The following is a 22578-nucleotide window of genomic DNA, read 5'->3' as shown; positions in this document are numbered from 1 at the left end:
ATGATTTTTGAACGATCGCTCAATAAAGGAGCCGCCATGTTCGGCCTCGCAGGAAAGACCGCACTCGTCACCGGCGCCAGCAGGGGCATCGGCCGCGCCATCGCCGTCGGGATGGCCGGGGCCGGGGCCCGCGTGGCCGTGCACTACAGCGGGAACGCCCAGGCCGCCAAGGAGACCGTCGCAGCGATCGAAGCCGAAGGCGGGAGCGCCTTCACCGTCCAGGCCGACCTCGCCGAGCCCGGTGCGGCCGGCGTCCTCATCGACGCCGTCGCCGCCGAACTGCGCGGGGCCCCGCTCGACATCCTCGTCAACAACGCCGGCATCGGCGCCCCCGGCGGCATCGGCACCGTCGCCGAGGACGACTACGACCGCGTCTTCGCCGTCAACACCAAGTCGCTGTTCTTCCTCACGCGGAAGGCGCTGGAGCTCATGCCCGACGGCGGCCGCATCATCAACACCGGCTCGGGCGTCACCCGCATCGCCTTCCCCGAGGGCATCGCCTACGCCATGACCAAGGGCGCGGTCGACGTGTTCACCCTCGCCCTCGCAGCGGAACTCGGGCCCCGCCGGATCACCGTGAACACGGTCGCCCCGGGCATCATCGACACCGACATCAACGCCTCCTGGCTGCGCGGCAACGCCGAGGCGCAGGCCGCCGCCGCGTCCCGAGCCGTGCTCGGCCGGGTCGGCCTCCCGGCGGATGTGACCGGCCCGGTCCTGTTCCTCGCCTCCGAGGCGGGCCGCTGGACCACCGGTCAGGTCATCGACGCCACCGGCGGCTCCGACCTCTAGTCCCGAACCCCGACGGCGCGGGCATGCCGGGGCCGGACCGAGTGGACGTGATGCGAGAGAATCCGTTGCATGCTGCATGTCCGAGTCATCTCCCCGACCGAGTCGACCGACGCGGTCGTCCGCGTCGCCGTCGAGTGCCCCGCGGTGGTGAACGTGGTGCGCCTGAGCGGCGCGGCGGTCGATCCCGTCGGCGACTGCGTCGAGTTCGACGTCGCCCGCGAAGGCGCCAACGAGGTCCTCGCCGAGCTGCGGGCCCTGGGGCTCAAGGAGACCGGGGCGATCACCGTCGAGGAGATCGACCTGACGATCTCCGACGGCGCCGACGCGGCCGAGGAGGCCGCCCCGGGGCACTCCGAAGACGCCGTCATCTGGGAGGAGCTCGCCGCCCGCACCGCGGCCGAGACCCGGCTGAGCTGGTCGTACCTGGTGTTCCTGGCGCTGGCGGTCCAGATCGCGGCCATCGGCGCCCTGCTGGACCAGCCGATCCTCATCGTCGGCGCCATGGTCCTGGGCCCCGACTTCGGGCCGGTCGCGGCGTTCTGCTTCGGTGCGCTGCAACGGGACCTGCGACTGGCCGGCCGGGCGGCGGCGACGCTGCTGATCGGGTTCGCGATCGCGATCGCGGTGACCCTCGCCTGCGCCGCCGTCAGCCGCGGTTTCGGCTGGATCGAGTCGTCCATGCTCGACGACCGGCCGCTGACGAGCTTCATCGTCCACCCCGACCGGTGGTCGTTCATCGTCGCCGTCCTCGCCGGCGTCGCCGGGATCCTGTCGATGACCGCCCGCAAGTCCCAGGCTCTGGTCGGCGTCTTCATCTCCGTCACCACCGTCCCCGCCGCCGGGAACATCGCCGTCGCGATCGCCCTGGCCCACTGGCACGAGGTCGGCGCGTCCCTGGTCCAGCTCGGTGTCAACCTCGCGGGCCTGGTCATCGCGGGCATCGGGACGCTCCTGGTGCAGCGGATCGTCTGGAGCCGCTTCGAACTGCGGCTCATGGCGCCCGCCCGGAACACGGCCGACGGCCTGCCCGCGCGCCGGTAGCCCGACCGCTCCTTCAGGCCCGCAACGGAAACGAGATGCCACGGCCGAGGCCGTGGCATCTCTCAGTTTCAGGAGCGGACGAACTTCAGGAGCGCTTCGTTCACTTCCTCCGCGTGGGTCCACAGCAGCCCGTGCGGTGCGCCCTCGACCTCGACGTACTCGGCCTCGGGGACGGCCTGGTGGAAGCGGCGCCCGGTGGCGTCGATCGGCAGGATGTTGTCCTTCGTGCCGTGCAGGATCAGCGTCGGCTTGGCGGCGGCGCGCACGGCCTCGACGTCGGTGCGGAAGTCCTCGATCCAGGAGGAGACGACCGCGTAGGCGGCGACGGGCGCCGAACCGGTGGCGGTGTTCCAGTTGGCGGTGACGACCTCCTGGCTGATGCGCGAGCCCAGGTTCTCGTCGAGGTTGTAGAAGTCCTGGTAGAACTGGGTGAACCAGGCGTAGCGGTCGCCGCGGGCGGCCGCGGCGATGCCGTTGAAGACCTCCTGCGGGACGCCCTCGGGGTTGTCGTCGCGCTTGACGAGGAACGGCTCCAGCGAGGCGAGGAAGGCGAGCTTCGCGACGCGCTCGTGGCCGTGGTTCTTGACGTAGCGGGCGAGTTCGCCGGTGCCCATGGAGAAGCCGACGAGGATGACGTCGCGCAGGTCCAGCTCGGTGAGGACGGTGTCCAGGTCCGCGGCGAAGGTGTCGTAGTCGTAGCCGGTGCCGACCTTGCTCGACTGGCCGAAGCCGCGGCGGTCGTAGGTGATGACGCGGTAGCCTGCGGCGAGCAGCTCGCGGGTCTGGAGCTCCCAGCTGTGCCCGTCGAGCGGGTAGCCGTGGATGAGGACGACCGGCCGGCCCGAGCCCTGGTCCTCGTAGTAGAGCTCGATCGGGGTGCTGTTCTCGGTGCCGACGGTGACGGTGCCCATGATCTTCATCCTTCCCGAAGGAGAACGATCGTTCTCCGCTGATGTGGACTACTCTAGAGAACGATCGTTCTCATCGCAAGGGGTTCCCATATGATCGACGACACCGCAGCCCGGGCACAGGTGGTCGACGCCGCCGACCGGCTCTTCTACGCCCGCGGCGTGCAGGCCGTCGGGATGGACGCCGTCCGCACCGAGGCCGGCGTCTCGCTCAAGCGCATCTACAAGCTGTTCCCCTCCAAGGACGACCTCGTCGTGGCCGTGCTGGAGTGCCGACGCGAGGTCTGGAACGCCGGCATCGCCGCGACCGCAGAGCGGGCGGGGACGGCACGCGGAAAACTGCTCGCGGTCTTCGACTTCCTCGACGCGTGGTTCCGCGAACCGGACTTCCGCGGGTGCGCGTTCATCAACGTCTACGGCGAGCTGAGCGGCGGCTCCGAGCAGGTCCAGCGGACCGTGCGCGAGCAGAAGGAGGCGTTCGGGGCGTACGTGGCACAGCTGGTGCGCGAGGCCGGAGCGCCCGCGTCCCTGGCTCCCCAGCTCGCGATCCTCGCCGAGGGAGCCCAGACCACCGCCGCGATCTCCGGAACCCCGGACGCCGCCGCCCAGGCCCGCACGGCCGCCGAAGTCCTCCTCGCCGCCGCGTTGGATTGACCCGGTATCGAGATCTGCTGCTCGGACCGAACCCGGCCCGCTCCAGAGCGATCTCGCCACGCCCCTACCGGAGGCGCACCAGCATCTTGCCGGTGTTCTCGCCGCGGAGCATGCCGAGGAACGCCGACACGGTGTTCTCGAAGCCGTCCACGATCGTCTCGTCGCTGACGATCTCCCCGCGCTGGAGGAGCGGTACGAGCCGCGATTCCATCTCCTCGCGAGCGTCCAGGTGGTGCCGCACCATGAACCCCTGGACCCTGAGGCTCTTGCCCATGACCTCGTCGAAGTTGCGCAGCTGCGACGGTTCGCCGTTGTAGCCGGAGATCGCTCCGCACCAGGCGATGCGCCCGAACTCGCGCAGGTTCGCGATCGCACCTTCAAGGTGGTCGCCGCCGACGTTGTCCAGGTAGACGTCGATGCCCTCGGGCGCGGCCTTCGCCAGCCGGTCGCCGACCGGGCCGTCGTGGTAGTCGAAGGCGGCGTCGAAACCGAGGTCGTCGACGAGGTGGCGGACCTTCGCGGGGGAGCCGGCGCTGCCGATGACGCGCCCGGCGCCGAGCAGGCGCGCGATCTGCCCTGCCGCGGTGCCGACGCCGCCCGCGGCGGCCGAGATGTACACGGTCTCACCGGGACGCAGGTCCGCGATCCGGGTGAGGCCGACGTACGCGGTCAGGCCCGTGCCGTTGCCGAGGAGGCCCAGGTGCGCGCTGAGCGGGACGCCCGGGGATTCGAGCACCGGCTGGACGTCCTCGGGGCGGACCAGCGCGTGGGTGCGCCAGGCGTTGCGGTGCCGGACGACGTCGCCGACCGCCAGCCGGTCTTCTGCGGAGGCGACGACCCGACCGAGCGACCGGCCCTCCAAGGGCGCGTGCAGGTCCCAGCCGTCGTCCATGAGCTGGCGCATGTACGGGTCGACCGACACGTACAGGTTCTCGACCAGGGCGGTGCCCGGTTGGACCCTCGGCAGGGGAGCGTCCAGGAAGGCGAAGTCGCCGGCCGAGGGGAAGCCGCCGGGCCGGTTGACGAGGTGGATGTACGTCATGCGATCGGTCATGCCGCATGTCTACCCGCGGTCCGGAGCCGTATACAGAGGTCCGCGCGGATGGAACCGGCGCTTGCATGAGCGGTGCTCATGGAAGCCGTGTCGGCGTCCCGCGGTTGCCGCGAGGGCGCGCGAGGGGCTAGGTTCGCCCGGTGAGCGACCTTTCCCCCAACGAACTGCGCGTCCTGGTCGCCGTGGCCGAGGAGCAGAGCTTCACCCGCGCGGGCGCGAGGCTGGGCATGACCCAGTCGGCCGTTTCGCACGCGGTGCGGGGGAGCGAGCGCAAACTCGGGGCGGTGCTGTTCGAACGCGGACGCCAGGGCGCCCGCGCCACCGACGCCGGACTCCGGGCGAGCACGCAGGCCCGGCACATCCTCCGCCTCCTCGACTCGATGGGTTCCGAGACCCGCGGCGCGGCCGAGCGGACGGTCACCGGGACGGTCAGGATCGCCGCGTTCCGCTCCGCGGCGGCCGGGCTGCTGCCCGAGGTCCTCGACCGGCTCGCCGCCCTGCATCCCGGGCTCCACCCGCAGGTGAGCATCGTCCGCGACGTCGGCCGCGGCAGCGCCGGAGAAGTGCTCGACGCCAACGCCGACCTGGGGATCACCACCGTCCCGCCGACCTCGACCGTCCCGGACGGCCTGATCTTCAACCGGCTCTACGAGGAGCGGTACCTGCTCGCCGCCCCCGCCAAAGCGGCCGACCCGCGCCGGCTGCCGCTGCTCGACTGGTCCGAGAACTGCTCAAGCTACACCCGGCGGTGGTGGACCGAGCAGGACTGGCTCCCCGAGCGCCGCATCATGGTCGAGGACGACAGCGTCGTACTGTCCATGGTGGCCGCGGGCATCGGCATGGCCGTGATGCCGCACCTGACGCTCGCCGCGCCGCCCGAGGGCGTGAGCGTCACCGATCTGGGTTCGACCGCCCCGACCCGGCACCTGGGCTACGTCACCACCCCCGCCCTCGCCCGGACACTGCCGGTCCGCGCCCTCATCCGCGAGCTCCGCGCCGCCCACGCGCGCTGACCCGGGCGAGCGTGTGCCGGGCGGTCGGTGCAAGCTGCGGACCCCCGAGCGGCGCCCGGTGCGCACGGTGTGCGCTATCCTCGCCGGGACTTGCAGGAGGTTGCCATGGCCGAACCGTCGATCCCGTCCGTATGGGCGCGTGAGGCCGCTGCGAAGCCCGCCGGGCTCAGCCGCGAGCGGATCGTGGCCGCCGCGCTGGAGCTGCTGGACGCGGAGGGCTTGGCGGCGTTGAGCATGCGCTCGCTGGGGAAGCGGCTCGACGCGGGCGCGACCTCGATGTACCGGCACGTCGCCAACAAGGACGAGCTCGTCGAACTGGTCGTGGACGAGGTGTACGGCGAGGTGGCGGTGCCCGAGCCGGACGGACGGGACGGCTGGCGCGGCGGGGTCGCGGCCGCGGCGCGGAGCCTGCGTGCGATGGCGTTGCGCCACAAGTGGGTGACCGGCGTGCTCGGGCAGGTGGGCCTGGCCTACCTGGGGCCCAATCTCGCCCTGGTCTCGCAGCGGATGCTCGACGTGTTCGCCGCTGGCGGGTTCGAACCGCTGGAGGCCGATCAGGCGATGAGCGCGGTCACCGCCTACGTGGTCGGCACCGCGACCAGTGAGGCCGCGTGGCTGGACCTGGTCGACCGCAGCGGCAAGTCCGAGGCCGAACTCGTTGCGGGACTGCGGGAGACGCAGGACCACCTGAACGAGACGGCCGCCGCCGAGGTGTACGACGACCCGGCCGTCTACCGCGAGGACGCCTTCGCGTTCGGGCTCGACCTCATCTTGGACGGGCTTCAAGTCCGGCTCGACCGCAGGCCCTGACCTCGACCACCAGGACGGGCGGCGCTTTCGCGCCGCTCGTTTTCCGTGCGCTCCAAGCGGTTCGATGCGAAAACGCGACCCCCTCTTGCGCAGCGCCCAACCGGATGCGTACAGTGTTCTCATGAAGCGCACAGTGTGCGCAACGCTGAGGGAGACATGATGAACGACGTTGCAACCGAACCGCGCAGAACACTGGGTCGCCGCCTGATCGGCGGCCTCGGGCGCGGACTCGCCTGGGCCATCGCCGCATTGACCGTCCTGATCGGACTCGCGTTCTTCGGCGGTTCGATCCCGCTCGGTCCCGCCGAGGACGCGGTGAGCACGGTCGCGATGCTCGTCCCCTGGCTGACCGGCACGCTGATCGTGTTCGGCCTCATCGGGATCGCCACCGCCGCATACGCATGGCGGACCCGCCGCCGGGCCCTTGCGACCGCCGGAGCACTCGCGGGGATCGCGGCCTCACTCATGTGCGCCGTCCCATGGGGCACCGCGAGTCGCGACGCCGACGTGTCCTGGGGCGAGTACTTCGCCGCCGTGCCGCAGGCGACGCCGGACGCGACCGAGACCTATACGACAGTGGACGGTCAGGACCTCCAAGTCGATGTCTACGAGCCCGCCGGCGCCTCCGGCCCGGCGCCCGCGATCATCTACGTGCACGGCGGCGGCTGGTCCGGAGGTTCGCGATCCGAAAGCGCCCCTTGGCAGCAGTGGCTGTCCGACCAGGGCTACGCGGTCTTCTCGATCGACTACCGGCTCGCCTCCCCGCCGCGCTGGCAGGACGCGGTGGGCGACGTCAAGTGCGCACTCGGATGGGTGCGCGCCAACGCGGCGACGTTCGGCGCCGATCCCGCCGCGGTCTCGCTCGTCGGCGACTCCGCGGGCGGGCACCTCTCGCTGATGGCCGCCTACACCGTCGGCGACCCGGCATTCACGCCCTCATGCGCCGTCGAGGAAGCACCGGTGTCCTCGGTGTCGGCCTGGTTCGCCCCCACCGACCTCACCGCGCTCGCGGCCGACTCGGACATGCCCGCCAGCGCCGAGGGCTACCTCACCGCGTTCCTCGGCGCGAGCCTGGACGAGGAACCCGGCCGCTACGAGACGGCCTCACCGCTGACCCATGTGGACTCCGAGGCGCCTGCGACGATGATCGTCCAGGGCGGAGTGGACCGGCTCGTGTCACTCGACCAGGGCGCGGCGCTCGCGCAGGCGCTCAAGGCGGCCGACGTCCCGGTCACGGAGCTGGACCTGGCATGGTCGCATCACGGCTTCACCGGCCAGTGGGGCTCATGGGGTTCGCAGGCACTGCGGCCGGCGGCGCTGGAATTCCTCGGTGAGTACGCGGGATAGCGTCCTGGCCGGCGTGGGCCGGAGCGCGATCGGGCTCCGGCGCCGATCTGCCGGGCGAACCGGGGAGACCTGACGGCCCAAGGGAAGTAGCTATTCGGCGCCGGTGTCCCGCATGCGGGACACCGGCCGCTCGTGTCAGCCGTTGAGGATCGCCTTGAACTCGGGGCAGGACGTGAACGGCTCGTGCTCGCACTTCACGGCGTGGCGCAGGCCGTCCCTGACCCGCATCATGTCGGCGATGTCCGCGTCCAAGCGATCCGCCTTGGCGGCCAAGCGGTCCCGCAAGCCCGCGCTGTCGAGGCCCATGTCGAGCGAGCGTGCGATCTCCTTGACGGCGAACCCCGCGCGCCTGGCGCACGCGATCAGCCTCAGGCGGTCAACCATCTCCCGGCTGAACCGCCGCCGCAGACCGTGCCGCGCCTCGGAGGCGACCAGCCCCTGCTCCTCGTAGTACCGCAGCGCCGATGGCGCGAGACCGGTGAGGGTCGCGACCTCGCCGATGTCCAACAGATCGTCGCGCAACAGGACTCCTCCGGGACTTGACCTCAAGTGCACTTGAAGTGACAGGCTACCCGACATGACCATCCACCACCTGAACTGCGGTTCGATGCGACTCCTCGAAGCCACCTACGACGGGCCCGCACCCGCGCCCGCCGTCAACCACTGCCTCCTCGTCGAGACCGACGACGGCCTCGTCCTGGTCGAGACCGGCCTGGGCCTCGGCGACATCGCCGACCCCGACGGCAGCCTCGGCGCCGAATGGGTCGCCCAAACACAGCCGGCTCTGGACGAGGACGAGGCCGCGATCCGGCAGATCGAACGGCTCGGCCTCCGCCCCGAAGACGTCGCGCACGTCATCGTCACCCACCTCGACGTCGACCACTGCGGTGGCCTGCCCGACTTCCCTTGGGCGCGAGTCCATGTGATGGAGGCCGAACTGAAGGCGGCGCTCTCGGGCGAGAGCGGGTACCGCTACCGGGAGCGCCACTGGGTGCACGAACCGAAGTGGGCGACCTACGAGCCGACCCCGGGAGACGACTGGTTCGGCTTCACCGCGATGCGACCCGAAGGCCTCGGACCGCAGTTCCGGCTGGTCCCGCTGGGCGGGCACACGGCCGGGCACATGGGGATCGCGGTGCGCGACGCCGACCGGTGGCTCCTGCACTGCGGCGACGCCTACTACTACCACAAAGAGCTTGAGCCCCAAGGGCATCCGCATCCGCTGCTCGACGTCGTGCAGACGCGGTCCGAGGTGCACCACGACCTGCGCCTCGGCACCCAGGCGCGCCTGCGCGAACTGCTGCGCGACCACGGCGACGAGGTCACGGCCTTCAGCGCCCACGACCCCTGGGAGCTCGCGAGGCACCAGACACCTGGAGCGGCCTCGGAATGATCCGGGGCAGCATCGTCTAGCGCAGGACGGCCACCAGCCGGAACCGTTGCAGCACCGTCAACGTCGTGTCGTCGACGGTGTACTCCGGATCGCCCAGCGCCTCCCGCATCTCCTCGCTGTGCCAGAACGACTCGTGGTTCGCGCGCCATGAGGCGATGCCGCGGTCGCCTTCGCCCTCGTCGATCACGTGCTCCAGGTCGACCTCCGACAGCGGCACGACCCGCACTTCGGTGGTCTCGATGACCGCGACGGGCCGCTCACCGGAGTCGACGACGACCGCGCGCTCGCCGACCTCGGGAAGGGCCTCGCCCTCGTGCTCGTAGTCGACCACCAGACCGGTCGTGGAGGTCTTGGCCCCGGTGAGGATCGCCGCCACCAACCGGTCGCGCAGCGGACCGGGAAACGCGAACTCGGACTTCGGCAACGCGGCGATCTCGGCCGGGGTGGGAACGCTCGTGGACATGCGCCCCACGGTAACCCCTGGGAATGCCGGAAGTACGCCCCGGATGACGGCAGCGCCAGCAGCACGAGCCCGCCGAAGATCCACGTGAGCACTCGTGCGGCCGGCCGACCGGAAGCGTCCGGGAACCCGAGGAGGATGAACAGCGCCACGCTGAGCACTGCGATGCACACAGCGGCGGCACTCGTAGCTCTCGAGTAGTGATCGCTGATCGCCGCCGTGCCCCGGTCACGTCTGGCGGTGTGCCGTCGGGTTCCGGCCTGAGTTCGGACATGGAAGCGACCGCGAGGTCCTGGGGGTTCGGATTCGGTCCGGCGCGAATTATCCTTGGAGCATGGCATCACTCACGCCGGAGGACCGGCTGCGGTTGGCCCGGGAGATGGACGAGACCCGTCTGCGCATGTACCGCATGAAGGTGCTGCGCGAACGCCCGGACCTCGGCGAGGGGGAGTTGCAGCGCGCCGTCGCGGACTGGACGAGCGAGGCCGGCGTCCACGACGCCGACGCCGCGGGCCCCGAAGCGGCGAAAGAGGCCATGGCGAACGACCTCGAACGCTCCTACGCCCGCCTCGCCACCGCCTTCGACGCGCTCGAAGCGCCGTGGGCGCTGGCCGGGAGCCTGGCGGTCTCGGCGCGCATCGAGCCCGTGTACATGACCCACGCGAGCGTGATCCTCTCGGTCAAGAAGGAGGAGATCGCGCACGGCATCCTCGACGGACTCGAAGAGATGGGCCTGCGCCTGCTCAGCGTCACCGACCAGATGTCGGTCAAGAACTGGGACCACGAGCGCGGCGTCCCCGCCGACCCCGCGAACCTCGAAATCGAGCACCACCCCAACGGCCTCGTCGCCGGAGCCCGCCTCGTCGACGACACCGGCGACCGCGACCTCGACGTCGACCTCGTGTTCGCCGCCTCCGGCATCGAATCCGAGATCACCGCCGCCGCAGAGGAACTGGAGATCCTCCCCGGGCAGACGTTCAGCGTCGCCCGCACCGGGCACCTCATCGCCATGACCCTCCTGTCGTTCGGCGAGACCGGCAGGCAGCCCCTCCCCGACCACTTCGAGGAGATGGACGCCTTCGCCGCCGAACAGGCCTACCAGGGCATCCGCGAGCACGCCGACCTCAAGGCCCTGACCGACCACGCGACCGAGGAGGACTGGCGGCTCGCCTGGGAGGCGGTCGACCTCATGGGCACTCGAAGCGCCACCCGGTCACGCGACCTCCGGACGGAACTGGCCGCGTTCCTGGCGCAGGCCGAGGACTGAGCCCCGACCGCCACCGCGCCTACTCGCCGGTGCGCAGGTTCTCGGCGCCGGGAATCTCGACGAACGCGGACACCAGCCCGTACACGATGAGCACGCCGGCCGCGAAGACCTCGGAAGTCGCCGGAAGCACCGCCGCCACGTCCTCCCAGGAGACCGCGTCCACCTCGCCGCCGTACTCGGCCTTCACCGCGTCGAACGCCCGGTGCAGCAACCACACCGAAGCCAGGAACAGCAGCCCGAACGCGGTCTTGTAGACCCCCGCCAGGCGCGGGTGCAGGTCGTCGAGCCAGAACCCGTTGAGCATGGCGCGCACACCGAAGTACGCCATCGCGATCAACGACAGCACGCCCACGAGATAAACGGCGAGAAGGACGAGCCACAGCAGCCAGTCGACGAGCACGAACACCTCGACGTGCAGGCCGTAATACGAGTAGAGCTGGAAGAACAGCAGCCCCGCGAGCATCGCGCCGGTGTAGAGCCCGGCCAGCTCCAGTCCCGCCCGCGTCTTCGCCTTATCGGCCCGCCAGCTCGGAACCACGGCCAGGACGACCAGCGAGGCGCCCAGCGCGACCACCGCCGCCGGGACGAGCACCGCCATGTGCACGATCTTCACACTCGCGGCCGCCAACGCCGGCCGCACGCCCACCTGGAGCGACAGCAGCACCGGCAGCGCGAACAGGATCGCCACCACCGCACTGACGGCCATGTTGACCCAGTCCCGCGGCCCGCTGCCCTTGAACATCCGCTTGGCGCTCGCGAGGACGGCGAAATACGCGCACGTCACGAACACCGCGGCCGAGAGCAGGACGAGCACCCACGTCCCGAATCCCATCGGATCACCGGTCATCGCAAGGTGCTCGATCGTCCAGAGGACGAACGCATCGAAGGTCTGCTGCACGAGGGGCCTTTCCAAGGGGGCACAAGGGGGTCGCTACGGATCATAGAGCCCCACCGCCCTCGGGAGGGTTCACGAACAACGCCCGCTGCACGCCTCGGCCCCTGCCGGAATCCGGCAGGGGCCGAGGCGCTCCGCTCGGCGACCGAGCGAGCCCCGGGGCGGGGAGATCGGGATCAGTACTTCGAACCGCAGTGGTGGCCTTCGCTATTGGTGTTCGTCAGGCAGGCCCTGACGTAGAGGTTCTTGATGTTCCCCTTGGTCCAGTCGCCGTCGGCGGTGTCCCATGCGCTCCAGGCGCGCTGGCTCGACGGCGGGACGTCGTAGTGGGTGTCGCCGTCGGTCCCGGTCCACTCCATCCGGATGGTCGCCCCGGCCCCGTTGGCCTCGGTGTCGGTGACGGTCCAGTCGACGAACGTGTCGTAGTACCCGTTGCCGCGGGCCTTCCAGCACAGCGTGGCGGACACGAACGCGCCACCCCCGTTGTTCGCATTGTCGATGTGGACCTCGCGGCCACTGGGGTAGCCCAGCGCATTGCACAGGCTCGGAGCGGCCGAGGCCGGCGAGGCGATCGCGGTGACCCCGATGGTGGCCATCAAGGTCACCAGGACACCGATGAGCGCGCGGCGAAGTCGCATGTGAGGGTTCTCCTTCAGGTCCGCGTCGGGAGCCAGGACGGCACCGTGCCCGACGTCGGTCATCAGCCTAGGAACCCGCCCGTATAAGCCCGGTACACGAGACGTACAAGAACCGATTCATCCGTGGCTGCGACAGGCCTCGGTCACGGTGTCGATCCAGACCTGCGGGTGCGTCGACCAGAAGTCGTGCGGCACGTCGGGGATCTCCCGGAACATCGCTCGCGGCACCAGGGCCGCGAGTTGGCGCAGCGGCCACGAGGGGCGGATGTCTTTTGCGGCAGCGATGACGGTCATCGGGACCGTGCAGTCCGCCAGACGCCGGAACAGGTCCGGTTCATGGATCCACTCCAGGAACGACGCCATCAGGGCCTTGTGAACCGCCGGATCCCACTGGATCTCGATCGCGGGCTCGGTGTCCTTCAGCGATTCGTAGACCTGGGACCAGCTGCGGTCCTTGTGAAAGCCGTGACCGGCCACCGCGACGACCCCGCGGGTGCGTGATGGATGGTCCAGGGCATAGCGCACCGCCAGATCGGCGCCCCACGAATGCCCGAGCACCACCCAACTGTCAAGCCCCGCAGCACGTCTGACCGCCTCAAGATCGGCGACGGCCTGGTCCATCCCGTGAGGGCCGCCTCCAGAGCGGCCCACGCCGCGCGGCTCGGGATACCACGCCTGCATGCCGCCGGGCGCGATCGCCTCGTCTTCGAGGTAGTGGACGCAACCGGGACCGCCCGACAAGACGACCACACCGGGCCCGCTCCCGGTCACCGCGACGTGCAAGCGGGTCTGGTCGTCGGCCTCCACCGTCATCGATCGCATAGCCCGATCATAGGAAGCCCGCCAGTTGGGCCGGCCGTGGCGCTGGCCCCGAACCGATCAGCGCATGCGTGCGTAAAGCGTCGTGACCGCCTCGAAGCGGCTGTCGGGGTCGATGCGCGCCTCGGACATCGCCAGCGCCGGTCGGCATCGGACCAGAGCGCCCGTTCAGTACGGTGGGAGTCGATCGCTCCCGCCCCTCAGAGAGAACGGTGACCGCTTGCGCCGCCTCGCGATTCCCCTCCTCGCCGCCCCACTGGTCCTGGCCGCGTGCGGCCCCGAACCCACGACGGTGACCGATGCCGACGTCGCCCGGATCGAGCAGAGCCTGGAGCGCGGATCCGAACTCGCCTGGGAGCTCACCCAAGCCGAGTCCCGCGTCGCGGCCATGTGCATGCAGGACCTCGGTTTCACCGTCCACGACCGCAACCTCATGCACGGCATGCGAGTTCCCAACCGTTTCGAGGGCTTCGCCTCGCCGTATGCGCGCATCCCCACCGCCGAGCAGGCCGAGCAGTTCGCATTCGGGTACTGGGTGAATGCGACCGACACCGACGCGGCCCGGGCCATGCGCGAGGACCTGGCCTACCTCGACTTCGCCGGCGCCGACCTGGGATGGAGCGATCCGACCGAGTACGAGGAGTACGAGGAGTGGAAGGCCTTGGGCGAGGACTACCAGCAGGAGTGGCTCGACGCCTTCCTCGGGCCTGAACGCGCGGCCTACCAGGCGTCCATGAACGCCGGGAACCACGACGAGCCGGTGGAGGAGCCGCCGTTCGGCGGCTGCGAACTGGCGACCATCGAGACCGTCTACGGCGACCCGGTCCACCTTGAGTACGAGCACGGTTCCTTCTGGACCCGTCCCGACCTGGAGAGTCCGCTGACGTGGGTCGGCGACGGGGAGCTGTACGAGGAACTGTCCGCGCAGCTCGCCGACCAGGAGCAGGACTTCTTCGACTGCGTCGAGACGCGCGGGTACGGCCGGTGGGAGTTCGACAGCATCGGCTACCTGCCGATCCCGTGGTACGTCGGACAGCTCTACGGCAGCGGCGCCTCCTACGAGGGCATGGAAGACGACCTCCCGCCGCTTTCCGAAGCCGCCGAAGACACCGAGGACCCGGTGGCCTTCGAGTTCACCATGGCCCGGGACTTCGCCGGCTGCGCCGACGAGGCGGGCCTCCGCGACGCCGAATCACGGTGGGCCCGCATGTACACCGAACGGCTCATCGACCGCGAGACCGAGGTCTACGCCTGGGAGCAGGAGATCGAGGGCTACCTCGCCAACGCCCAGGCCGCCATCGCCGGCTGAACACCCCGCCACTGGGGCGCCTCCTGGAGCGATGCCGCGGCATCGGCCGAGTCGGTGTGCATGATCGAATGGCCCGATGCCCAAGAAGCAACCCGCTCCTCTGCGCTTCCTCGTGGTCGCGCGCACCCCGCCCGGCCCCTACCCGCACCCGGTCGAAATCGCCGTCTATCCGGCCGGCGCGGACTCGCTCGTCTCCTTTTCGATCGGCCCGCACGTGGTCAACGCCGGCGGGCAGGTCCCGCTCGCCCGCGTGCTCGACGACGCCGGGACCGGACTCAACCCGGTCTTCGCCGAGGAGTTCGATGCCGCGGACCTGCACTGGCTCGTTCCCTACCTGGTCCGCCTCAAAGCCGGAGACGACGTCGCCGACGACATCGTGACCGCCTACCGAGCACGGCACCGCACTGCACCCGAGACCATGCCGGTGGGCCGCGCCGCCTCCTGACCACCCGAACCAGGCCCTCCATTGTGCTGCATGGGATGCACCACGCCGTCGGCCGGCTTTGAGCGGCCCGCGCCGACCAGCGCCCCGCTCTTCAGGAGGCGGTCGAGGTTGCGTCGGTGGCGATGCGGTTGAGGGTTCGCTGGGCCCAGCGGCTCATGCCCGGGTTGGAGTCTTGGTAGTACCAGGCGGCGCCTAGCGCTTGTTGGAACGCCCAGGCGCGGCCTCGGGTCCATTCCAGGGCGTCGCATTCGAGGGCTTCTCGGAGGACCTGTCGTGGCGTCTCCTCCAGGAGATGCCAGGCGCTGACAAGGTCGAGCGCCGGATCGGCCGGCTGGAGACCGCCTGCGTCCAGGATCCCGGTGAGACGGCCTTCGCGGACGAGGACGTTGCCGGGAATCAGGTCGCAGTGGTTCATGACGTCAGGTGCGTCGCCGCGGGGCAGGTCGACCATTTCCGACCACAGGCCTCGCATGAGCGGTACGTCGAGGAGTCCGTGACTGGCCTCAAGGGACGTCGCCATCCACTCCGCATGGTCGCGCAGCGTCCCGCCGCGGCCGCCGCCGCTGAAGGTTCGGCCCTGGGTCGGGATCGCCCGCACTTCGAGGATGAACGCCGCCAAGTCCTGCGCGAACCCCACCGATTCGCCCGGATCCGCAACGGTCGCATCCACTCCGGGGACCCAGGTCTGCACCGACCACGGCAGCGGATACCCCGCCCCCGGTTCCCCGATCGCGACCGGTTCGGGAGTTGCGAACCGCGTCCGCCCCACCAGTTCAGCGGTCGCGGCGGCCTCGGCCTCCAGCCAGCGCCGTACCTCCTGCGGATCGCCCGGTTGCAGCGGGAACCGCGCCGTCAGGTGCTCGCCGATCCGGGCGATGGTGTTCACCGTCCCCTGCGAGTCCACCATCGCCACGCGCAGGCCCCGCCACTGCGGAAACTGCGCGTCGACGAGTTCCTGGACCGCGGCCGCCGAGACCGCGAGCTGCCCTGGGTGCATCTCCATCCCGAGAGCCTCACACCCGACTGAGCTTGTCGACAACCCGATTTCCGCACCTGCTCCGGCCGCGAGCGGAGTCGGCCGGGACTGTCGGAGGCCGCTGTTACGGTTCCGGTCCGACGGAGATGATCAAGGGAGGGGCCGCTGTGGCGGATGTGGGACTGCGGCCGGTCGAGGACGCTGATCTCGACGTGCTGTTCGAGTTGATGCGCGATCCGGAGTCGGTGCGGATGGCGGCGTTCACCGCGAAGGACCCCGACGATCGGGAGGCGTTCGACGCGCACATGGCGAAGATCCGGGCCGCTGCGGACGTCACCATGCGTGCGGTCACGTACGACGGCCGGCTCGTCGGCAGCGTCTCCAGCTTCGTCATCGAAGGCGACACCGAGGTCACCTACTGGATCGACCGCTCCGTCTGGGGAAAGGACGTGGCGACGCGGGCGCTCAAGCAGCTCCTGGAGATCGTCGAGGTCCGGCCGATCCACGCCCGGGCGGCCAGTGACAACACCGCATCGCTTGCAGTGCTCAAGAAGGCGGGCTTTCAGGCGGTCGGCACCGACGTCTCCTACGCGACCGCGCGAGGTGCCGAGATCGAGGAGACCATTCTTCGTCTCGCCTAGCGCCTTCCCGTCATCGCATGTCCATGCGCCACATGCGACTGTCGGATCGAAAATGGCAGGGGCGGCGGGTGACCCGGGGGCGGCTCGTGTGGGAGCCTGGAGCGGTAAACCCTGGGCGTTGAGGAGACCGGAATGTCGTCGGCGCAAGCGAAGGATGAGATTCGACACCGCGTGTGGGCGTTGTTGGAGCGTCAAGGAGCCGTCGACGGGGACCCGCGGGGGCGGGTTCCGATCTTCGAGGGGGCCGAGGAGGCGGCGCGGCTGCTCGCTTCGACCGATCAGTGGCGGACTGCCAAGGCCGCCAAGGTGAATCCCGACCGGGCCCAGCACCAGGTGCGGGCGCTCGCGTTGGACGCGTCGAAGGCGACCTATATGGCGGTGCCGAAACTCGCGCTGGAGCAGCCGTTCTATCTTTTGAATTCGCTGCTGCCCAGCTACACGCCCGACGAGGCCGCGACCCGGGACGCGGCCGAGGCGCACAGCCTGCTGGTCGGGGTCGAGGCCATGCAGCGGCTCGACCTGGTCGTCTCCGGGGCCGTCGCCGTCAACCGCGAGGGCGCCCGGGTCGGCAAAGGGAGTCCGTACGCCGACATCGAGTACGGCATGCTCACCGAGGCCGGGCTCATCGACGAGCGCACGGTCATCGCCACCACCGTCCACGATCTCCAGGTCGTGGACGAGGCGATTCCCGAGGAGGCGCACGACTTCCGGGTCGACCTGATCGTCACGCCGACGCGGATCATCCGGTGCCCGCGCAGCCGGGCGAGGGGTAGCGCGGCTCACGTTTCGGCCCTGGCGTCCGAAACGCTCGGCATAGGAACGTGCGGACGTAACACGCGGCGGCTAAGCTAGCGTCCGGACGTGCCACGATTCCGCACGCCGCACCGTCCAGACGCGCATGAAAGGTACGGACCCGCATGACGAGCAAGGCCGCCGAGGAGCCGCGCAAGCGCGTGCTCATCGCCGAAGACGAGGGGCTCATCCGCCTCGACCTGGCCGAGATGCTCACCGAGGAAGGCTATGAGGTCGTAGCCGAGGCCGCCGACGGTGAAGCCGCCGTGCGCCTCGCCGAGGAGCACCAGCCCGACCTGGTGATCTGCGACATCCAGATGCCGATCATGGACGGACTCCAGGCCGCCGAGAAGATCGTCTCCGCGCGCATCGCGCCGGTCGTGATCCTCACCGCCTTCTCCCAGCGCGACCTGATCAGCCGCGCCACCTCCGCCGGTGCCATGGCCTACCTGGTGAAGCCCTTCCAGAAGTCCGACCTGGTCCCGGCCATCGAGCTGTCCCTCACGCGCTTCGCCGAGATGACCGCCCTGGAGAAGGAGGTCGCGAACCTCACCGAGCGCCTGGAGGTCCGCAAGCTCGTCGACCGCGCCAAGGGCCTGCTGATGACCCAGTACGGCATGGCCGAGCCCGACGCGTTCCGCTGGATCCAGCGCGCCGCGATGGACCACCGGCTCTCCATGAGGGCCGTCGCCGAGCGCGTCATCGCCGAGGCCGAGCAGAAGGAAGCCCAGGAAGCCGAGTAGGCGACCCCGAGCATCGAAGGCCCGCGACCGACCGGTCGCGGGCCTTTTCGCAAAGGCGAGCCGCGCCGTCGCGGACTTGCCCCGATCCTGTCGGACCCACTCGATAGGCTCAGGGACGTGACCGCTTCCCAATCCCGCCTGCTGCTGATCGACGGCCACTCGATGGCCTACCGCGCGTTCTTCGCCCTGCCGGCGGAGAAGTTCGCCACCGACGACGGCCAAGTCACGAACGCCGTGTACGGCTTCGCCTCGATGCTCATCAACCTGCTCAAGGCCGAGGAGCCCACCCACATCGCGGTCGCCTTCGACCTCTCCCGCCACTCGTTCCGCACCGACGAGTACCCCGCCTACAAGGACGGGCGCGGGGAGACCCCCGAGGAGTTCAAGAGCCAGATCCCGATCATCCAGCAGCTCCTGGACGCCTTCGGCATCAAGTGGCTGACCAAGCCCACCTTCGAGGCCGACGACATCATCGCCACCCTCGCCACCCAGAGCGAGGCCGCCGGGCTCTCGACCCTCATCTCCTCGGGCGACCGGGACGCGATCCAGCTGGTCAACGACTCGGTCACCCTCCTCTACCCGGTCAAGGGCGTCACCGAGCTCGCCCGCTACACGCCCGCCGCCGTCGAGGAGAAGTACGGCGTCACCCCCGGCCACTACCGGGACCTCGCGGCCCTGGTGGGGGAGAAGGCCGACAACCTCCCCGGCATCCCCGGCGTCGGCCCCAAGACCGCCGCCAAGTGGATCGTCAAGTACGGGTCCCTCGACGGCCTGGTCGCCAAGGCCGACGAGATCACCGGCAAGGCCGGGCAGAGCCTGCGCGACCACCTCGACGACGTCCTGCGCAACCACCGCCTCAACGCCCTGGTCACCGACGTCGAACTCGACAAGACGATCGCCGACCTCGAATGGGAGGGCTGGGACGTCGCCGAGACCAACAGCCTCTTCGACGCCCTCCAGTTCCGCGCCCTCGGCGAGCGCCTCAACGCCAACCTCCCCGACAAGGCCCTCGGCGCCGCGCCCGCGCCCGCCGCCGAGACCGCCCAGATCGAGTCCGCCGCGCTCGAACCCGGCGGCCTCGCCGCCTGGCTCGACGCCCGCACGGGGGACGTCGCGATCGCTTTCACCGGCCAGTTCGCCTCCGGCGCCGGCTCGTTCGACACGATCGCCCTGGCCGAGGGCGGCCAGGCGCTGTGGTTCGAGCCCTCGCAGCTGGACGCCGAGGACGAGCAGTCCTGGGCCGCATGGCTGTCGAACGCCTCCAAGGCGAAACTCGTGCACGACGCGAAGGCGTTCTGGTGGGGCGCCGACGCCGCGGGCTGGCCCGAGCCGGCCGGGCTCAAGGCCGACACCATGATCGCCGCGTACCTCCTCAAGCCCGAGCAGCGCTCGTACGCGCTCGGCGACCTCGCGATGCAGTACCTGGGCCGCGAACTCGCCACAGCGGCCTCGCCGGCCGACGATGGCGCGCTGTTCAGCGACGCCTCCCTGGCCGCCGGGGACGACGCCACCGCGCGCGTGGAGGCCGACTGCGCCGCCGCCGCGGTCGTCGGCGAACTCGCCGCCGTGCAGGCCGAGCGGCTGGAGCAGCGTCACCAGGCGACGCTGGCCGACGAGCTGGAGTTCCCGGTCATCGGGGTGCTCGCGCGCATGGAGATCGTCGGGATCGCCGCCGACGAGGGCCACTTCGCCGACATCGAGTCCGGGTTCGCCGCCCAGTCCAAGGACGCCACCGACCGCGCCCACGAGATCGTGGGCCGCCAGTTCAACGTCGGCTCGCCCAAGCAGCTCCAGGAGATCCTCTTCGACGAGCTGAAGATGCCCAAGACCAAGCGCACCAAGACCGGCTACACCACCAACGCCGAAGCGCTCCAGCAGCTCCTGGCCAAGACCGGGCACCCGCTGCTGGAGCAGCTGCTGCGCTACCGCGACGTCGAGAAGCTCAAGCAGATCGTCGCGACGCTGCGCGCGACCATCCAGACCGACGGGCGCATCCACACCACGTTCCACCAGACCGTGGCCGCCACCGGGCGCCTGTCCTCGGCCGACCCGAACCTCCAGAACATCCCCGTGCGCTCCGAGGCCGGGCGCGCCATCCGGGCCGGGTTCGTCGTCTCCGACGGGTTCGAGTCGCTCATGACCATCGACTACAGCCAGATCGAGATGCGCATCATGGCGAGCCTGACGGGCGACGAGGGCCTGATCGAGGCGTTCATCGCCGGGGAGGACATCCACTCGGCGGTCGCCGCGAAGGTCTTCGGCGTCGCCCTCGGCGAGGTCACGGCCGAGCACCGCCGCAAGATCAAGGCCATGTCCTACGGCCTGGCGTACGGCCTGTCCACGTACGGGCTCTCCCAGCAGCTGGGGATCTCCAACGAGGAGGCCCAGCAGCTCTCGGACGACTACTTCGCGCGCTTCGGGAAGGTCCGCGACTACCTGCACCGCGTCGTCGAGGAGGCCCGCAAGACCGGGTACACCGAGACGATCATGGGCCGCAGGCGCTACTTCCCGGACCTGACCTCGGACAACCGGCAGCTGCGGGAGATCGCCGAGCGCGCGGCCCTCAACGCCCCGATCCAGGGCAGCGCGGCCGACATCATGAAGACCGCGATGCTCGGCGTCGACCGCGCCCTGCGCGAGGCCAAGCTCGACTCGCGGGTGCTCCTCCAGGTCCACGACGAGCTCGTCTGCGAGGTCGCGCCGGGTGAGGCGAAGCGCCTCGAAGCGCTCGTCAGGGAGCAGATGTCCGACGCCGCCACGCTCGCGGTGCCGCTGACGGTGTCGGCCGGGTTCGGCGCCTCATGGGAATCGGCCGCCCATTAGGGGTGGTTGTCGACACCAGCCCCAGGCCCGGACTGGCGCGGGATTATCGCGCACGGTAACCTGGACTGGCCTGGGCTTGTCCGCGTCCTCAGAATGGAGCAGGACGCCGCCGGCGGCAAGGGCGGCCCGGGACTGAACCGCGAGTGCGCGCGTCCGGCCAGGGTGCGTGCGCGAGCCCACGATTGATACGTATCCGGAGCACCAGCCCACATGACGAGCAGCATCGAGGCCACCTCGAGCAACGCTGAGAACAGCACGGTCGACGAGAATCTGTCCGACGAGGAGCTCCTCGCCGCGATCGACGCGACCATCAAATACTTCAATGACGGCGATATCGTCGAAGGTACCGTCGTCAAGGTCGACCGGGATGAAGTCCTGCTCGACATCGGCTACAAGACCGAGGGCGTCATCCCCTCGCGCGAGCTGTCGATCAAGCACGACGTCGACCCTGAAGACGTAGTGTCTGTGGGCGATCACGTTGAGGCCCTCGTCCTCCAGAAGGAGGACAAGGAAGGCCGTCTGATCCTCTCCAAGAAGCGCGCCCAGTACGAGCGCGCCTGGGGGACCATCGAGAAGATCAAGGACGAGGACGGCGTCGTCCGCGGCTCGGTCATCGAAGTGGTCAAGGGCGGTCTCATCCTCGACATCGGCCTCCGGGGCTTCCTGCCCGCGTCGCTGGTGGAGATGCGCCGCGTGCGCGACCTCCAGCCGTACGTGGGCCGCGAGCTCGAAGCCAAGATCATCGAGCTCGACAAGAACCGCAACAACGTGGTCCTGTCGCGCCGCGCCTGGCTTGAGCAGACCCAGTCCGAGGTCCGCACCGAGTTCCTGCACCAGCTCGCGAAGGGCCAGGTCCGCAAGGGCACGGTCTCCTCGATCGTGAACTTCGGCGCCTTCGTCGACCTCGGCGGGGTCGACGGCCTGGTCCACGTGTCCGAGCTGTCCTGGAAGCACATCGACCACCCGTCCGAGGTCGTCGAGGTCGGTCAGCCGGTCGAGGTCGAGGTCCTGGAAGTGGACCTGGACCGCGAGCGCGTCTCCCTGTCGCTGAAGGCGACCCAGGAAGACCCGTGGCGCCAGTTCGCGCGCACCCACGCGATCGGTCAGATCGTGCCCGGCAAGGTCACCAAGCTGGTTCCCTTCGGTGCGTTCGTGCGCGTCGAGGACGGCATCGAGGGCCTCGTGCACATCTCCGAGCTGGCCGAGCGCCACGTGGAGGTGCCCGAGCAGGTCGTCAAGGTCGGCTCCGACGCCATGGTCAAGGTCATCGACATCGACCTGGACCGCCGCCGGATCTCCCTGTCGCTCAAGCAGGCCAACGAGGCCTACGTCGAGAACGAGGAGCAGTTCGACCCGACGCTGTACGGCATGGCCGCGCAGTACGACGACCAGGGCAACTACATCTACCCCGACGGTTTCGACTCCGAGACCGGCGAGTGGATGGAGGGCTTCGACGAGGCCCGCGAGGAGTGGGAGCGGCAGTACGCCGAGGCCCGCGCCCGCTGGGACGAGCACGGCAAGCAGATCGCCGAGCGCGTCATCACCGAGGCTCCGGCCAAGCCCGCCGAGGGCGAAGCCGCCCCCAAGGGTGAGAAGGGTGCCAAGAAGGCCACTTCCGAGAAGAAGTCGGCCCCGGCGGAGCCCCAGGGCACGCTGGCCACCGACGAGGCGCTCGCGGCTCTCCGCGAGAAGCTCGCCGGCAACTAGCACCTTCTGGCGTCACTCTTTCAACTGAACGACCACTGCCCGTCCCAGGCT

23 protein-coding genes are annotated in these 22578 nt (G+C 69.9%); 15 read left to right on the top strand and 8 right to left on the bottom strand.

Annotation, left to right across the window (positions count from 1 at the left end; all coding sequences use genetic code 11):
* Positions 1-36 precede the first annotated feature (36 nt).
* Together DI269_RS26460 and DI269_RS26455 are read left to right on the top strand one after the other, a co-directional pair.
* Entirely contained in the window at positions 37-792 is a 756-nt protein-coding gene (locus DI269_RS26460; protein WP_112141630.1) for an SDR family NAD(P)-dependent oxidoreductase, read from the top strand.
* Positions 793-861: 69 nt separating this feature from the next.
* Complete coding sequence (locus tag DI269_RS26455; RefSeq protein WP_112141628.1) at positions 862-1833, top strand: DUF389 domain-containing protein; 972 nt, start codon at positions 862-864, stop codon at positions 1831-1833.
* A gap of 68 nt (positions 1834-1901) precedes the next feature.
* On the opposite strand, the gene DI269_RS26450 is transcribed toward DI269_RS26455, so the two are convergent.
* On the bottom strand, positions 1902-2744 hold the full coding sequence (locus DI269_RS26450) for an alpha/beta fold hydrolase (protein ID WP_112141664.1): 843 nt from the start codon (positions 2742-2744) through the stop codon (positions 1902-1904).
* A gap of 90 nt (positions 2745-2834) precedes the next feature.
* Here DI269_RS26450 and DI269_RS26445 point away from each other — a divergent pair, with 90 nt between their 5' ends.
* The gene (locus DI269_RS26445) at positions 2835-3395 is read left to right on the top strand and encodes a TetR/AcrR family transcriptional regulator (RefSeq protein WP_112141626.1); all 561 of its coding nucleotides are present in this window, start codon (positions 2835-2837) and stop codon (positions 3393-3395) included.
* A 64-nt stretch (positions 3396-3459) separates the two neighbouring features.
* On the opposite strand, the gene DI269_RS26440 is transcribed toward DI269_RS26445, so the two are convergent.
* A complete protein-coding gene (locus DI269_RS26440) occupies positions 3460-4449 on the bottom strand; it encodes an NADP-dependent oxidoreductase (protein WP_112141624.1) in 990 nt (329 codons plus the stop codon).
* Positions 4450-4589: 140 nt separating this feature from the next.
* On the opposite strand from DI269_RS26440, the gene DI269_RS26435 reads away from it, so the two are divergent.
* The 3 genes from DI269_RS26435 (at position 4590) to DI269_RS26425 (ending at position 7619) form a co-directional block, all read left to right on the top strand.
* Positions 4590-5462, top strand: a complete 873-nt coding sequence (locus tag DI269_RS26435; RefSeq protein ID WP_112141623.1) for a LysR family transcriptional regulator — start codon at positions 4590-4592, stop codon at positions 5460-5462.
* A 105-nt stretch (positions 5463-5567) separates the two neighbouring features.
* Positions 5568-6272, top strand: a complete 705-nt coding sequence (locus DI269_RS26430) for a TetR/AcrR family transcriptional regulator (protein ID WP_112141621.1) — start codon at positions 5568-5570, stop codon at positions 6270-6272.
* A gap of 159 nt (positions 6273-6431) precedes the next feature.
* Complete coding sequence (locus DI269_RS26425) at positions 6432-7619, top strand: alpha/beta hydrolase (protein WP_157975233.1); 1188 nt, start codon at positions 6432-6434, stop codon at positions 7617-7619.
* Positions 7620-7754: 135 nt separating this feature from the next.
* On the opposite strand, the gene DI269_RS26420 is transcribed toward DI269_RS26425, so the two are convergent.
* A complete protein-coding gene (locus DI269_RS26420) occupies positions 7755-8141 on the bottom strand; it encodes a MerR family transcriptional regulator (protein ID WP_112141617.1) in 387 nt (128 codons plus the stop codon).
* Between the two features lie 55 nt (positions 8142-8196).
* Here DI269_RS26420 and DI269_RS26415 point away from each other — a divergent pair, with 55 nt between their 5' ends.
* Positions 8197-9012 (top strand): MBL fold metallo-hydrolase, encoded by an 816-nt coding sequence (locus DI269_RS26415; RefSeq protein ID WP_112141615.1) that lies wholly within the window; start codon positions 8197-8199, stop codon positions 9010-9012.
* Positions 9013-9028: 16 nt separating this feature from the next.
* Here DI269_RS26415 and DI269_RS26410 read toward each other — a convergent pair whose 3' ends face one another.
* Complete coding sequence (locus tag DI269_RS26410) at positions 9029-9475, bottom strand: ASCH domain-containing protein (RefSeq protein WP_112141613.1); 447 nt, start codon at positions 9473-9475, stop codon at positions 9029-9031.
* Positions 9476-9806: 331 nt separating this feature from the next.
* Here DI269_RS26410 and DI269_RS27375 point away from each other — a divergent pair, with 331 nt between their 5' ends.
* Entirely contained in the window at positions 9807-10739 is a 933-nt protein-coding gene (locus tag DI269_RS27375) for a hypothetical protein (protein WP_157975232.1), read from the top strand.
* A gap of 19 nt (positions 10740-10758) precedes the next feature.
* Here DI269_RS27375 and DI269_RS26400 read toward each other — a convergent pair whose 3' ends face one another.
* From DI269_RS26400 to DI269_RS26390, 3 genes are all read right to left on the bottom strand, one after another.
* Positions 10759-11637 carry a hypothetical protein gene (locus DI269_RS26400; RefSeq protein WP_112141611.1) on the bottom strand — a complete coding sequence of 293 codons (879 nt, stop codon included), beginning with the start codon at positions 11635-11637 and terminating at the stop codon, positions 10759-10761.
* A 173-nt stretch (positions 11638-11810) separates the two neighbouring features.
* A complete protein-coding gene (locus DI269_RS26395) occupies positions 11811-12272 on the bottom strand; it encodes a hypothetical protein (RefSeq protein ID WP_157975231.1) in 462 nt (153 codons plus the stop codon).
* Positions 12273-12389: 117 nt separating this feature from the next.
* Complete coding sequence (locus tag DI269_RS26390; RefSeq protein ID WP_198667774.1) at positions 12390-13094, bottom strand: alpha/beta fold hydrolase; 705 nt, start codon at positions 13092-13094, stop codon at positions 12390-12392.
* Between the two features lie 217 nt (positions 13095-13311).
* On the opposite strand from DI269_RS26390, the gene DI269_RS26385 reads away from it, so the two are divergent.
* Positions 13312-14400, top strand: coding sequence for a hypothetical protein (locus tag DI269_RS26385; RefSeq protein WP_112141608.1), 1089 nt, complete (start codon positions 13312-13314; stop codon positions 14398-14400).
* A gap of 76 nt (positions 14401-14476) precedes the next feature.
* Complete coding sequence (locus DI269_RS26380) at positions 14477-14845, top strand: hypothetical protein (RefSeq protein WP_112141606.1); 369 nt, start codon at positions 14477-14479, stop codon at positions 14843-14845.
* Positions 14846-14936: 91 nt separating this feature from the next.
* On the opposite strand, the gene DI269_RS26375 is transcribed toward DI269_RS26380, so the two are convergent.
* The gene (locus DI269_RS26375; RefSeq protein ID WP_112141660.1) at positions 14937-15842 is read right to left on the bottom strand and encodes an aminoglycoside phosphotransferase family protein; all 906 of its coding nucleotides are present in this window, start codon (positions 15840-15842) and stop codon (positions 14937-14939) included.
* Between the two features lie 146 nt (positions 15843-15988).
* Here DI269_RS26375 and DI269_RS26370 point away from each other — a divergent pair, with 146 nt between their 5' ends.
* The 5 genes from DI269_RS26370 (at position 15989) to rpsA (ending at position 22527) form a co-directional block, all read left to right on the top strand.
* On the top strand, positions 15989-16462 hold the full coding sequence (locus DI269_RS26370) for a GNAT family N-acetyltransferase (RefSeq protein ID WP_112141604.1): 474 nt from the start codon (positions 15989-15991) through the stop codon (positions 16460-16462).
* A gap of 132 nt (positions 16463-16594) precedes the next feature.
* Positions 16595-17314 (top strand): 5-formyltetrahydrofolate cyclo-ligase, encoded by a 720-nt coding sequence (locus tag DI269_RS26365; protein WP_112141602.1) that lies wholly within the window; start codon positions 16595-16597, stop codon positions 17312-17314.
* A 65-nt stretch (positions 17315-17379) separates the two neighbouring features.
* Complete coding sequence (locus DI269_RS26360) at positions 17380-17997, top strand: ANTAR domain-containing response regulator (RefSeq protein WP_112141600.1); 618 nt, start codon at positions 17380-17382, stop codon at positions 17995-17997.
* A gap of 117 nt (positions 17998-18114) precedes the next feature.
* Positions 18115-20820, top strand: coding sequence for a DNA polymerase I (polA, locus tag DI269_RS26355; protein WP_112141598.1), 2706 nt, complete (start codon positions 18115-18117; stop codon positions 20818-20820).
* Between the two features lie 210 nt (positions 20821-21030).
* On the top strand, positions 21031-22527 hold the full coding sequence (gene rpsA, locus DI269_RS26350; RefSeq protein ID WP_112141596.1) for a 30S ribosomal protein S1: 1497 nt from the start codon (positions 21031-21033) through the stop codon (positions 22525-22527).
* The last annotated feature ends 51 nt before the right edge of the window (positions 22528-22578 follow it).

Origin of the sequence: Glycomyces dulcitolivorans (assembly GCF_003265355.1) — a bacterium.
GTDB classification, from domain to species: Bacteria; Actinomycetota; Actinomycetes; order Mycobacteriales; family Micromonosporaceae; genus Glycomyces; species Glycomyces dulcitolivorans.
Note: the sequence above shows the minus strand (reverse complement) of the source record. Positions and strands in the feature narration are given on the sequence as shown.